Origin of the sequence: Jiangella alba, assembly GCF_900106035.1 — a bacterium.
GTDB classification, from domain to species: Bacteria; Actinomycetota; Actinomycetes; order Jiangellales; family Jiangellaceae; genus Jiangella; species Jiangella alba.
On the sequence record NZ_FNUC01000003.1, the window covers coordinates 939157 to 953309 of the forward strand.

General features: G+C 67.6%; 8 protein-coding genes. 4 read left to right on the plus strand and 4 right to left on the minus strand.

Translation table 11 applies throughout. The annotated features are described in order from the left end of the window. Positions 1-11: 11 nt before the first annotated feature. From BLV02_RS07020 to BLV02_RS07035, 4 genes are all read right to left on the minus strand, one after another. Positions 12-1484, minus strand: a complete 1473-nt coding sequence (locus BLV02_RS07020; RefSeq protein ID WP_069114541.1) for a tyrosine-type recombinase/integrase — start codon at positions 1482-1484, stop codon at positions 12-14. Continuing rightward, positions 1481-1669 carry a helix-turn-helix domain-containing protein gene (locus BLV02_RS38205; protein WP_074946438.1) on the minus strand — a complete coding sequence of 63 codons (189 nt, stop codon included), beginning with the start codon at positions 1667-1669 and terminating at the stop codon, positions 1481-1483. Before BLV02_RS38205 ends, BLV02_RS07020 begins: the two co-directional genes overlap by 4 nt. A gap of 104 nt (positions 1670-1773) precedes the next feature. After that, a complete protein-coding gene (locus BLV02_RS07030; RefSeq protein WP_069114540.1) occupies positions 1774-2295 on the minus strand; it encodes a hypothetical protein in 522 nt (173 codons plus the stop codon). A gap of 17 nt (positions 2296-2312) precedes the next feature. After that, positions 2313-2783, minus strand: a complete 471-nt coding sequence (locus BLV02_RS07035) for a single-stranded DNA-binding protein (protein WP_069114539.1) — start codon at positions 2781-2783, stop codon at positions 2313-2315. Between the two features lie 749 nt (positions 2784-3532). On the opposite strand from BLV02_RS07035, the gene BLV02_RS07040 reads away from it, so the two are divergent. The 4 genes from BLV02_RS07040 to BLV02_RS36360 all read left to right on the plus strand — a co-directional run bounded on the left by BLV02_RS07040 (position 3533) and on the right by BLV02_RS36360 (position 14071). Further along, on the plus strand, positions 3533-12538 hold the full coding sequence (locus BLV02_RS07040) for a golvesin C-terminal-like domain-containing protein (protein WP_171906879.1): 9006 nt from the start codon (positions 3533-3535) through the stop codon (positions 12536-12538). Then, a complete protein-coding gene (locus BLV02_RS07045; RefSeq protein WP_069114537.1) occupies positions 12535-13281 on the plus strand; it encodes a hypothetical protein in 747 nt (248 codons plus the stop codon). The genes BLV02_RS07040 and BLV02_RS07045 overlap by 4 nt, the downstream gene beginning before the upstream one ends. Before the next feature lie 18 nt (positions 13282-13299). Continuing rightward, positions 13300-13521, plus strand: a complete 222-nt coding sequence (locus BLV02_RS38665) for a golvesin C-terminal-like domain-containing protein (protein ID WP_483867459.1) — start codon at positions 13300-13302, stop codon at positions 13519-13521. Between the two features lie 202 nt (positions 13522-13723). Then, positions 13724-14071 carry a TnpV protein gene (locus BLV02_RS36360; protein ID WP_176986515.1) on the plus strand — a complete coding sequence of 116 codons (348 nt, stop codon included), beginning with the start codon at positions 13724-13726 and terminating at the stop codon, positions 14069-14071. Positions 14072-14153: the final 82 nt, after the last annotated feature.

A 14153-nucleotide genomic window follows, 5' to 3' on the forward strand; every position in this document is an offset into this window, starting at 1 on the left:
CCCCTCACCTGCTAGAACGTAGGTGGGGGGCCGTTGCCGTTTGTCCGGCCGTCCACGGCTCTGGGCGGCTCTCTACGGGTGTTCTTGGCAAATACGTGGCCAAGTTTTTGGGCCGGTCCCGGCCGCTTGAGGGCCTGTTCGATCATGGAGCGATGCTGGTCGTCGTCGCCGTCGATGCACTTGGCGTAGATCTTGAGCAGGACGTCGACGGAGTGTCCGGCCCAGGTTGCGACCTTTGTCGCTGGGACGCCGGAGTTGAGCCAGGTGGAGACGGCGGCGTGGCGCAGGTCGTAGGGGCGCAGCGCGACCAGCAGGCGTTTCGCGTCGGTGCCGAAGACTGCCTCGCGGGCGCGGTTCCAGACGCGGAACACGGTGAAGGCGGGGAGGTGGTCGGTGTTGCGTTCGCCGACGAACAGGCGCCCGTCGGGTGTGGTGCCGAAGGTGTCGAGGTGGTGGTGCAGCAGCGCTGTGAGCTCGGGTGGCGACGGGACCTTGCGTACCTCGCCCGGCTCGCGCTGTTTGAGGGGCCGGTCGTCTCGCGCGTTGCCTGTGTTGGTCCATTCGCCGCCGGCGTGGGGCTTGGCTGCTTCCAGGTAGATCCAGCCCCAGCCGTTGTCGGGGAGGTCGAGGTTGTCGCGGCGTAGCTCGGCGGCTTCTTCGGGGCGGAGCGCGGCGTAGTAGAGGCAGCCGAAGTAGGCCTTGAGGCGCTGCCCGGTGACGCTCTGGGCGGCGACGGCGACGAGCAAGTCGCGGGCCTGGCTCGGGTTGGCGACGCAGCGCCGGTCGACCTCGGCGATGCGGTGCGCCGGCTGCTTGACGGTGGGGAGCGGGTTGGTGACGAGCACCTTCCGCTCGATCGCGTACTCGGCCAGGTTGTAGAGGATCTTCCGCCACCGTGAGATGACGCTGGTCGCCCTGGCGCCACCGTCGAGGCGCACTGCGAGGCCGTTGACGAGGTTGCGCAGCACGTGGGTATCGGCGAGATCCGAGGCCGGTCTGCTGTGGCTGGCCGCCCATCGCAGGGCGTCGCTCGCCCAGGCTGGCTGATTCGGCTCCTCGCGCCGGTTGGTGTTGAACGCCCACCGTTTCAGTGCTGCGCGCAACTGGACGCCGTCCGGGATGCCGCGTTCGTTGCTGAACATCAGGCAGGTGGCCGCGGTGAGCGCTTCGGCGATCGTGCGTCGGGTTGTCGCGGCCGAGTGAGGCCATTTCGTGTCGACGTAGTCGCAGACGAGTTCGTACCAGGACATCCTCGCCTCGGCACGCTTCATCGAGACTGGGAGCCCGGTGTCAACGTAGAAGGCCTCGCCCTTGCGCGCCGCCGCGATCAAGTCGGAACGGAAGCTCTCGGCCTGCGCCGAGTTGCGGAACGGCTCTTTGACGTCGCGTCCGTTGACGGCCCAGCGCACGTAGTAGGTCGTGACCCGCGTGCCCTTGTAGATCTTGGTCTTTCGGACCCGAACGTCGTAGGTCGTCTCGGTCACGGCTCCGGTTCCTGCCGGAAATTCAGCCAGGCATCGAGGTCGCCGCGGCGCACACGTAGCTCACCGTTGGGCAACTTGATGCACCGCGGCGCGGTCCTCTTAGCCCGCCAGTCGTAGAAGGTCGATCTCGCGATCCGTAGCTCGGCACACAGCTCTGCCACGGTCAGCTTCTGCCGAGTGCCCAGCTCGCTGCTCGCTCCCGCCGACCTCTGCGAGACCCTTCCAGGATTCCGTGCGGGAGCGTGGTGGTGTGACCTCGCCGCGGTGTCGCGTTGCTGGTTCATCGTCGTCACCCACCACTGCGCCGGAAGGGCTCGTCGTCGTCGCGGCGGCGTTGGATGTCGGCGTGGAGGAAGGTGAGGAAGTCGCGGTCGCGGTGGGTGATCGGGGCGTCTTCTGGTGGGTCGGTTGCGTCCTCGCCGGGCCAGGTGGTGATGCGGGTGGGGCGGTCGCGGTCGAGGCGGGTGCCGGAGGCGGTGACCCATTCGCGCAGGCGGTGGCGGGCGGCGTGGAAGTCGGCGAGCCAGCCGATGGGTGCGGAGGCGTGTTGTTGCGGGTCGTAGGCGTTGAGCCAGTGCTGGTGCAGCGCGGAGAGTTCCCAGACGAGTTCGGGGTGGCGGTGCCAGGCGGGCGGGATGATCTGGGCGGGGAGGCCGAACTCTTGACGGAGCCAGTCGACCCAGGCGTTGAGCGCGAGCCATTCGTGTTCGGCGTCGTCGGCGCTCAAGAGTTGCCAGTTGATGATCCTGGCTCGTGGGGTCGGCGGGTCGTCCCAGGTGTCGTCCGGCTCGAGGTTGGTGTGGCGGGTCATGGCAGGCCTCCGGCCGTTCAGCGGTTGATGGGTTCGGCGGGTGGTGGAGGTGCGGGAGGCGGGTGCTTCCTGTCGCCGTGAGCTGCGGCCGGTGTGGCGGGTGGGTTGCGGTCTGGGGTTCGCTGCTGTGTGGCTGAGCGTCGACGCTGGACGGTGTAGTCGGTGGTGTTGAGGTCGTGGCCGATGCGTGAGGCGACGAACTGCTCGGCCTTCTCTTCGGTGCCGTCGACGTTCGTGGTGTAGGTGCGCACGGTGCCGAGGGCGATGATGTTGTCTCCGACGCGGAGCCGCTCGAAGGACCGTTCGGCGCCCTTCCCGAACTGCACGAGGTCGTGGAAGGTCTTGGGCAGGTCGTCCCATCCGCCGGCCTCGTTGCGTTGGTGGTGGTTGATGCCGACGCGGACCCAAAGGCGAGCCTGGTCCGGTTTGGGGAAGGTGAGGCGGGGTTCGTGTGTGATGTGGCAGTGGAGGGCCTGACAGATCTTCATGGGACCTCCCGGTTCTGTGCCGCGCGGCCCAGGTCGTGCGGCGTCGGTTTCTGGTAGGTGCACCCCGACTGCCGAGAACCAGCCCAACGAGTGTTGGAGAGTCAGGGCGTCGTTGCAGCACTGTCTGCTGAACGCCATCAACCATGCAGACGCGGGCGTCTCCGCAGGTGACGACCAGACATGTGCACGGCAGCCGGCCGGTGTTCGTCATACGAACGCCATCATCGACGGCTGACGCCAGGAACTGCGTCACGCCACCGCCCGCCGATCACGTTGGACGCCACCACTTATGCCGCCGGTTGTCATCAGTGGCGGCGCTCCGGTTGCCAGCCATCGCATGCAGCTGACGTAGTCCCGAGGTGCCTGCCGGTCGACTCACGCGCCGCGTCCGCAAGGCCGAGGTTGGCACGAGAGTTCGGGGGAGGCTCCCCGCTGACCGCCCGGTGCCTCCCGGTGGCCGTCCAGATGGCTGTGGGTTGGCGGAACTGTTCCTTCCTCGCCACGTCGCCCCGGCCGGCCGGCTACGGCGGACAGGGCAGGCGATCGTGCAGCGTACAGCGGCTTCCCGCGGAGTCGTGCTGAGGTCTTGACGCTCAGTGATACGAAATGGCATGGTATCGACCAGTCAGGGCGACTATGTCACGAGTTGCAGCTATGTACCCGTCGGCCGGGGAGTAGTCTGCGTATCTCCCACCCCGCAGGTGGCTCGCCCTTGTTGTCGTAGCCGCGATGGCAAGGTGGTGGGTTTCATGCTGCGCACGTCTGCGCGCCTGTCTCAGGTGGTCACGTTCGTTGTTGCCGCGTCGATGCTGGTGTCGGGTACGCCGGCACCGGTTCTGACGCCGTCGCCGGCCGCCGCGGGGGAATCGCAGGAGGCGGACGAACGTGCCGGTCAGGCGGCTCTTCCGCGCGCGCAGGGTGCGCCGGTCGAGCATGAGCCAGCTGGTCCACCTGAGCGGGTGCGGGAGGTGACGCAACAGCGTACGGCGAACACGAAGGTGTTCGAGCTGTCCAATGGCCAGTTCCAAGCGGAACTATTGACGGATCCGGTCCATTACCGCGATGCACAGGGCGCTTGGCAGGACATCGACACGCGCATCGGAACGTCTCGCCGCGAGGGTTTCGGTCACGGAAACACGACGAACACCTTCGGCAGCTTCTTCGGCTCGAATTCGCAGCAGCTGGTCCGTTTCGAGCTGGGGAACCGGAATCTCACGATGGGGCTGCCGGGAGAACGCCGCGCCCTGACACCGGTGACGGAGGGCAACTCCGTGACGTATGCGGACGTCTTCGGGACGGCCGATCTGGTCTACCGGGTGGAGCCGACCGGGCTCAAAGAGGAGATTGTCCTCGAGGAGCCGCCGGAGGAGACGACGTACACGTTCACCCTGCAGATGGGTGGCGTCGTCGCCCGCGAGCAGGAGGATGGCTCGATCGGGTTCTTCCGGCCGGGCGGTGAGGGGCCGGCGGTGTTCGAGATCCCGAAGCCGTTCATGTTCGACAGCACCGACACCCCGGACGCGCCGGTCGGGTCGGTCCGGTCGGATGACGTGACCCAATCGGTCGAGCAGCAGGGCGCGAACATCGAGATCACCGTCACGGCGGATCCGGAGTGGTTGGCCGACGCGGATCGGACGTATCCGGTCGTGATCGACCCGACGATCGTGGTGGAGCCGACGCCGTCGCAGGGTCAGGACGCGATGATCCGGTCCGCGGCCCCGGACACGAACTACGGCTCGAGCTGGCAGCTCGGTGTCGGCACGGACCGTGTTGGTGCGGCCCGGAGCCTACTGAAGTTCGACGTGTCGTGGTTGCCGGTGGGGACGCCGATCGACTCTGCCCAGCTGCGGGTCTGGTATGACCAGGCGTATCACACGAACGCCAATGACGTGCTGATCAAGGCCTACAGGGCACCGGCCGCTTGGAGCGAGAGTGCCGTGACGTGGTCGGGCTACCCCGAGGTCCTCGGTACGCAGGCGTTCACCCGAGAGCGGGTGGACAACGGCGATTCCGGCAAGACCAGCCAGGTCGGGCCCTGGCCGTTCATGGCCGACACTGCGCAGTCGCAATGGGGCATCAACGGCGACTTCCAGTACGACCGGACCGCGGTGACCGGCAACACCTACACGTGGGTTCCGGAGCTCGTCGAATCGGGCCGGTATCGGGTGGACGCGCACTATGTGGCCAGCGCGGGCCGAGCGACGAATGCGCCGTACACCGTGCAGCACGCGGGCGGTACCAGCACCGTCGCGGTGGACCAGACTGCCGGCACCAACGGCGTGTGGGCGACGCTCGGCAGCTGGGATTTCAACGCTGGCACCAGTCACCGGGTGACGGTCGGGTCGGTTCCGGAGCTGCGGACGGTGGTCGCCGACGGCGTCCGGTTGACGAAGTTGGCCGAGCAGACGAAGGGCGCCGATACCACCAGCCGGTGGCATGAGTTCGCCGCGCGTGATCTGGTGCAGGACTGGGTTGACGGCGATCAGCCGAACCACGGCTTCGTGCTGCGTGTCGCGGACGAGGCCACGCTCGGGCGTGGCGGCGCGTACTACGAGGCGTCGGAGTTCGTCTACAACGGCGGGTCGGCGAACCGGCCGAAGCTGGTGCTCACCTATGGGCGCCCCGGGGTCACGCTGAACCCGATCGCGACCTTCCACTCGACCGGTGCCGAGCTGTCGTGGCCGGCCTACGCCGGGACTGACCTGGTGGAGTACCAGGTGCACCGCTCGAGCGTCCAGCAGTTCACGCCGTCGGCGGCGACACTGGTGGCGCCGTTGGCGCCGGGGACGACGTCGTTCACTGACACCACGGCGGAGCCGACGCCGGCCGGCAGTCGCGAGCCTACCCAGACGTACTACTACATGGTCGCGGTGAAGACCACGGATGGCACCGTCGTGCCGTCCGACACGCAGGTGGCGACGCTGCCGAAGGCGGGCCAGGTCATAGCGCATTTACAAGGTCAGGCGATAGACACCACGATCGCCAGCGGCGCGCCGACCTCCAATCTCGATGTGTTCGACGGCGAGCCGTGGCTGGGCGCTGGCGACAACGGTGGCTCGTTCGGTGTTACCCGGACTCTGATCAAGTTCCCGGATCTGGCGGACGCGGTGCCACCGGGTGCGACCGTGCAGTTCGCGAACCTGCAACTGTGGAAGCCATCGACGTTCGGGTCGGGCGCGACGTTCGACCTGCACCGGCTAACCCGCTCCTTCAGCGAGACCGCGGCCACGTGGAACCGGGCCAACGCCTCTGTCGCGTGGACCACGCCAGGCGGCGACTACGACCCGGCCGTCATCGACTCCGAGACGATCGGGCTGAACGACCCGAGGTGGCAGCTGTGGTCCGTCCGGAGCCTGGTCCAGGGGTGGGTCGACACGCCATCGTCCAACTTCGGCGCTCTGATCAAAGCGCGGGACGAGGCGGCGGCGAACCAGCTCGCTGTTTTCACGTCGAACGAGTTGGCGTCGGAGCCGAAGTTGCGGCCGATGCTCACGGTGTCCTATCTGGAGAGGACCGCGGAGAGCACGTACTACGCGCCGGACACCTCCGTGCGGACCGAGGCAGGTGAGGAACGGACCGTCGAGGTCACCGTCACGAACACCACGGCGGAGACGTGGACGTCGGCGAACCTTGTGCTGTCCTACCACTGGGCGGCGCCGGACGGCACGGACGTGACGACCGCGGCGAACCGGGTGGAGACGGCGCTGCCGGCCGATCTCGCGCCGGGGGAGACGGTGACGTTGAACGCGACCGTGCGGGCGCCGGAGTTGCTGGCGCCGAGCAACAAGCGTGAGGACTTCACGCTGCAGTGGGATATGCGTGACAAGGGCAGCGGGCAGTGGATCTCGGACACGGAGAACATCCCTGCGCTGGATCAGTCGGCGAAGGTCGAGGACGCGACCTCGAACCAGCTGGGGTTGGAGAAGTTCTACCAGTACGCCGGCACCGCCACGGGTGCCGGTTCGGCGTTGATGACGAATGTGCACGCCGGCAACACGGTGTTCAGTTATGACGCGTTCGCGAACCCGTCGCGTGGGGTGTCGACGTTCGTGCGGATGAGCTACAACAGCCTGGACACGTCCGCGTCGTCGATGGGGTACGGCTGGTCGCTGGCCACCTCGAGCCTGATGCGCATGGGCACGCCGCTGGACCTGCACCCGCGCGGTCAGGACTGGCCCACCCAGGTGACCCTCACCGATGGCGACGGCACCGCGCACCTGTTCCGGCTGAACAAGCACGACAGCACCAACGAGGAGGACTGGGACTACGACTCGCCGGCCGGCGTGCACCTGTACCTGCAGCGCACCGGCGACACCGACCCGACCCGCGCCTGGGTGATGACCAGCCCGGACCGAACCCAGTTCTTCTTCGACGCCGACGGCTACCAGTCAGTACTGCGCGACAAGAACGGCAACGAGCTGCTGTTCACCTACGAGCAGCGCAAATCGAACAACAAGCCGATCAAGTTCCTGCGCTACATCACCGACCCGTCGAACCGGCAGACCCTGACCGTCGACTACTTCACCAAGGGGCAGGCCTACAGCTGGGTCGACGACGCTGGCACGGTCCAGTCGGGCACCAACCTGTCCAATCCGAAGATCATTGACCAGGTCGAGTCGCTCACCGACGTCTCCGGCCGGACGGTCCGGTTCACGTACACCGATAAGGGCCTGCTGGCGCGGCTGGTCGACGGCGACGGCACACCCGAGGCGAAGACGTTCCAGTTCCGCTACGAGGCGGACAACACGAACAAGAACACCAAGCTCGTCGAGGTGATCGACCCGCGGGGCAACGACACCGACCTGACCTTCTTCGAAGCCACGACCGATCCGAAGGCCAAGTGGCTGCTCTCGAGCATCACCGACCGCGCCGGCGGCACGACCTCGTTCGCCTACACCGACCCCGACGGCTCGCAGGGCGCCCAGGTGGTGACGACCGTCACCGATGCGAAGAGCAACGACTCGACGTATCTGACCGACGGGTTCGGTCGGCCGCTGACCGCGACGAACGCCAAGGACGAGGCCACCACGCTCACGTGGGACGCCGACCACAACGTCGAGGAACTGGTGGAGGACAACGGCGCCACCACCAGCTGGACCTACGACCCGGGCACCGGCTACCCGACCTCGATCACCGACGCCGAAGCCAACGCCAACGGCACACCCGCCACCACGCTGTCGTATCGCACCGACCTCAACGGGCACGTCGCCGACCTCACCGGGAAGGTGTCGCCGGAGGGCCGGACGTGGAGCTTCGGCTACGACCCGGTCGGCAACCTGACGTCGGTGACCGACCCGGCCGGCACGGCCACGGCCACCGAGGGCGACTTCACGACGACGTACGCCTATGACGGGTTCGGGCAGCTGCTCGACGCCACCGACGCGAACGGCAACCTCGCCCAGTACCGCGACTACGGCGTCACCGGCTTCCCCACACGCATCGTCGACGCGCAGGACAACCCCACCGAGTTCAGCTACGACGACCGCGGCAACGTGCTGACCGTCACCGACGCGAACCAGAAGATCAGCACCCACGGGTATGACGTGTTCGGCCGGCCGGGGGAGTCGCAGGTGCCGAAGGACGCCGACGCCGGCGTCTACATCGTCACCCCGGCGCCGGTCTACGACGCCAACGACAACGTCGTCGAGGCCACCGCCCCCAACGGCGCCGTCACCACGTACAGCTACGACCCGGCCGACCGGATGCTCACCACGACCCTGCCCGCCGACGAGGCCGGTGACCCGGCGCGGGTGGCCAGTTACGAGTACGACCTGGTCGGCAACCTGCTGGCCGCCACCGAACCGAACGGCACGCTCACCCCGTCGGACCCCGACGACTTCGTCACCCGCTACGGCTACGACCCGATCTACCAGCTGACCAGCGTGACGAACGCCGACGGCGACGTCATCAGCTACCGCTACGACTCGGTCGGCAACCTCGTCACCGTGGTCGACCCGCGCAAGAACGCGACCACGGACCCGGACGACGTCACTACCACCACCGCATACGACCGCAACCACCGCCCGACCACGGTCACCGACGCGACGGGCGAGACCAGCACCACCGCGTACGACCTGGACGGGCTCGTGACCGAGGCCACCGACCAGGAGGGCAACACCACCCTCGTCGAGTACGACGAGCGCGGCCTGCAGCGCGAGGTCCGGGTCCCGCACGACGATGACGGCGCCGGCGGCATCACCTACCGGACCACCCGCTACGAGTACGACGAAGCCGGCAACCGCACCCGGGTCGTCACGCCGCGCGGCGTGGAGTCCGGCGACCCGGACGCGTTCGTGCACGAGACCATCTACGACGAGCTCAACCGCCCAGTCGAGCAGGTGTTCCCGTACGACCCCGACGACCCGAGGTTCAACACGCCCGAGTCGGTCACCTACGCCTACGACCTGGTCGGCAACCTCGCCGAGGTCTCGGCGCCGCCGTCGGAGAACCAGACCGTCCGCAACACCACCACCTACACGCACTTCGACAACGGCTGGGTGAAGGCCACGGTCGACGCGTGGGACATCGCCACCACCTACGACTACAACGAGCTCGGCCAGCAGACACTGCGCACGGTGACCAGCGCGGGCGGATCGTCGTCGCGGTCGATGTCGTGGACCTACTTCCCCGACGGCAAGCTCTCCGGCCGCGGCGACGACGGCGTCCCCGTCGGGCAGCACGTCGTGCTGGCCGACAACAGCGACACCGGCAACACGGCGGTGACCGGTGTGTGGTCGGTGCTCGCCGACGGGACCGGGTTCCAGGGGTACGAGTACCGTCGGCACGCAGCCGGCCACGGCGGCGGCGCCGACGAGTTCAGCTGGACGCTGCGGATCCCGGCCGACGGCACCTACGAGGTGTTCGTCCGGCACCCGGCCGGCGTCACCGGCGCCGCGACGGACGCCCCGTTCGAGATCACCCACGCCGGCGGGACCGCCACCCAGACCGTGAACCAGCAGCAGGACGGTGGGGAGTGGGTCAGCCTCGGCAGCTACGCCTTCACCGACGGCGGCGAACATTCGGTGACGCTCGGGACGTCGGCGAGCGGGATGGTGTTCGCCGACGCGGTCAAGCTGGTGCGCGACACCACCGGCCAGACCGACGCCGAGGCGAAGGACTTCACCTACGACTACGACGCCAACGGCAACCTCATCGAGCTGACCGACGGCGGCTCCGGCGCCACGGTGGACACCTACGAGGTCGCCTACACCGGCCTCAACCAGGTCGCGACCGTCGAGGAGCTCGCTGCCGGCGTCGTCCAGAACGCGACCACCTACAGCTACGACGAGAACGGCAACCCGCTCACCCGCGAACACGACGACCAGTACGCCACCTACGGCTACGACGTCCGCGACCTCGTCGAAGAAGTCAGCAACGGCGACACCGAAGCGGACCCGGACCCGAAGATCACCACGTTCGCCTACACACCGCGAGGGCAGACCGCGACCGAGGAGAAGGCCAACGGCAACACCGTCACCTACGACTACTTCCTCGACGGCCTGCTGCAGCGGCAGGAGGAGACCAAGCCCGACGCCACTCTGGTCGCCTCGCACGTCATCGGCTACGACGCCAACGGCAACCGCACCTCCGACGTCGCCCGCACCATGGACGCCGACGACCACGCCACCTACCTGGACCGGACCTACAGCTACTCGTTCGACCCGCGCGACCGCGCCGCCGGGGTGGAGAAGACCGACACCTCCACCGGGTCGGCCCTGTCGACCGAGACCTACGTCCACGACGCCGCCTCGAACGTCATCTCCCAAACCGTCGACAGCGTCACGACCTCGTTCATGTACGACCGCAACCGGCTGCTCACCGCGACCTCCGCCGGTGTGGTCGGGACCTACAACTACGACCCGTTCGGGCGGCTGGACACCGTCACCAGCGCCGGCCTGGTGGTCGAGCGCTACACCTACGACGGGTTCGACCGGGTCGCCTCGCACCGGTCGCTGGAGTCCGACGGGTCCAGCACCACGACGGCGTATGCGTACGACCCGATGGACCGCACCGCGTCGCGCACCTCCGATGCCGGCGCCGCCGCGGAGGAGACCACGGAGTTCTCCTACCTCGGCCTGTCCGGTGAGGTGCTGTCCGAGGAGGTCGCGGGCCAGGTCCAGACCTCGTACCAGTACTCGCCCTGGGGCCAGCGGCTGTCGCAGATCAAGTACACCGCGGGCGGGACGACGGAGGAGGACTCGTACTACGGGTACAACCCGCACACCGACGTCGAGACCCTCACCGACACCGCCGGCGACACCCGGGCGACCTACGGGTACACCGCCTACGGCAAGGACGACGACGCAGCGTTCACCGGCGTTGACGCACCCGACGCGGGTGATCCGGGGGCGGAGCCGTACAACGTGTACCGGTTCAACGCCAAACGCTTCGACCCCGCCTCGGGCTCTTACGACATGGGATTCCGCGACTACAGCCCTGGGTTGAACCGGTTCCTCACCCGCGACAACTACAACGGCGCCCTCGCCGACCTCAACCTCGCCACCTCGCCGTGGAACATGAACCGGTACGCCTTCGCCGGCGGCAACCCCATCACCGGCATCGAAATCGACGGCCACCACTACTGCGACACCCACGCCTGCAGCGGCGCCGCTCTCAGTGGCCGCGGCGTCCCATCCGCTGTCGAGACCAGCACGAAGGAAGTCGCGGCGCTCGGCGGCGACGGCAAGAACCGGTTCCTCGGCTACGACCTCGGCGACGACGCGCCCGACGCAGACGCCATCGCCATGGACATGGGCCAATACGACATGGTGCGGAACTTCCGGTCCGAGTACGGCATCCCGCGGGGACAACTCGAGCAGAAGGACATCGTCGACCTGCTGGCGCAGTGGTGCGACAGCGCAGACCTGTGCAACCAAGGGCTCAAAGAGCGCCTGTTCGCCGACCAGATGATCACCGACGCACAGGAAGTCGGCATCACCGGCGGCCACTTCGCCGGCCCACCCGGAGGCGCCCTGCCCAGAGCCGCCGCAAACGCCGGACGTGTGGCGGCCAATGTCTGCCGGGCCAACAGCTTCACCGGCGACACGCTCGTCCTCATGGCCGACGGGTCCAAGAAGCCGATCAAGGACGTCGAACTCGGCGACATGGTCATGGCGACGGACCCCGAGACTGGGGAACGTGGTCCGCGGGAGGTTATTGACCTGATCCGTCACTCCGGATCCCATGTGATGGTCGCGGTACGGCTCGCTGACGGGACCACGATCAACGCAACCGATGGCCACCCGTTCTGGGTCGTCAACCGCGGCACCAACGGTGAGTGGGTCGATGCTGTCGATCTCCGAGCCGATGACCAGGTCGAGGCCGACGACGGGATCTTCATCCGGGTTGTGGGTGTCGGGGTTCGGATCGAGGACGTGCTCGCGTTCAACCTGACCGTCGCCGATCTGCACACCTACTACGTGGGCAGCAGGTCCGTCCTTGTGCACAACGCCGGCTGCGTGAACATCACGGAGTCTGGCCTCGCTCACTCCTTCGACCGGCATGCTGCTCAGTGGTTTGGGGGCCAACCGACGAGGGCTCAGATGGGCGAATGGCAAGGTCTCATTGAGCGAGCCTCAAGCAGTTCTAAGGTCGTTCCGTGGAGCTCCGGTGGTAGGCTGACAAATGCGCATCTGGCTCGAATCGATGGTAAGTACTTTGCTGCACAGTTCGACAGGGAGACGGGCGATCTGGTCACGGCATTCGTTCCCAACAGCTCTCAGCTAGGTGCCATGCTGCGCCTCCTGGGGCCATGATGACGGACTTGTATCCCGAGCCACCCCATCTCTCGGCGTTCGTCGAGCCGGGGCTCGAACAGTCAACGGCACTTCTGGCCGCGTGGGGTGTGTTGACCGCATCCGGCTGCGTCTTCTCCGGTGATGTCCTGGTGGCTCGTGACCATGGGTGGTTCCGGGACGTCAGCGATGTGGAGCGTGAGGTGGTTCAGCACTCAGGCTCGCCTCGTGACCTACTGGTCAATCGCGATCCGCTAAGGATTCAGTTCCGTCACCGCAGCATTGGGGTTGTCGCGCTGGGGCTGTCGTCTGCGGTCGAGTTCGGTGAACCTCATCCGGTGGAGGTCGCTATCCATGCCGGCCCGTTGTCGTTGCCGGTCAAGCTCTGGTCCCGTCAGGATCGGCAGGCGGCGAAGCGCCTCTCGGGTTGGATGGAGCGGCTGTTGCTGGCAATCTCGGGGCCAACCGAGGCTCAATATGGCGCCCTCGGGATTGAGGCGCAGTTCCCGACCCCGGCGGGGCTAGCCGGGATTCATCGTTCGGCGGTATGGCCGACCACGTGGTTCTGGCCTTCGCAACTCAGCACGCGGGCGGCATTCGAAGAGAGGGAGCTCCTGTCGTCCCTGAGCCAAGGTGCCGTGACGCGGTCACGCGAGGGCACCCTCTTCCGAGCCTGGAGGCCGGGGGCGGAAGTGGCGGTCGACGAGCCCGGCATCGACAGCGTCGTGAACTTTCTTAATCGCGTCATCGGAACGCCGAGGTAATCGGCCGCCTCAGCTGGTCTGCGCGAGCCTGCCAGGCCGCCTGACGTCCAGGGCTACGACTACCGCCGCCACGCCGCCGGTCACGGCGGCGCCGACGAGCTCACCTGGACGCTGCGGATCCCGGCCGATGGCACCTACGAGGTGTTCGTGCGGCACCCGGCCGGCCGCCGAGGTGGCGTCTACGTCGTCGACGCGACCGAACTCACCGACGGCACCTGGCAATTGCCCTACCTCGGCTGAGCCGCAACCCAGTACGCCCCTTAGACCGCTGGCGGTCGAGATCCCGCGAGTTGCGCCGCCGTGCGCGCAGCGCCGCTACCACCCAGCGACTGGTAGCGGAAGAAGGGGACACGGCGACCGATGGCTGGCCGCAGGACGAGGACGCAGATCGACGGGCAGCTCAGTCTGGAATCGTTGTGGGCGGAGACGGAGGACGATCGCGATGAACAGGTACGGCCGACTGGCGATGGAGCACTGGCAGCAGGTCGATCCGGCGCGCCTGGCAGCGCTGGAGGACCCGACGACCTTCTTCTCGACGCTGGGGGATCAGGTGGAGGACAGGGTGCAGGAGCTGCAGGAGCAGCTGGCCGGGCCGGACTCCCCGGACGAGACCTACCTGGCGAAGGTCGGCCGGCTGAACGCGGCGCGGCTGCAGGCCGAAGAGATGGCGCTGGCCGAGCTGGTCTGGCTGCAGCCCCCGACAGCACCGGACCCGCCGAGCGCGACCGACGAGTACCTCTGGGCGCTCCACCGAGCGTTGAACGACGACCCGGACGAGCACGACCAGTAGCCCGGTTCCGACCGGCCCATCAGGACGACCTCGCCCCCTCGGGCGCTCGTTCGCGGGTGCGGGCGAACCTTGACGCGATCGC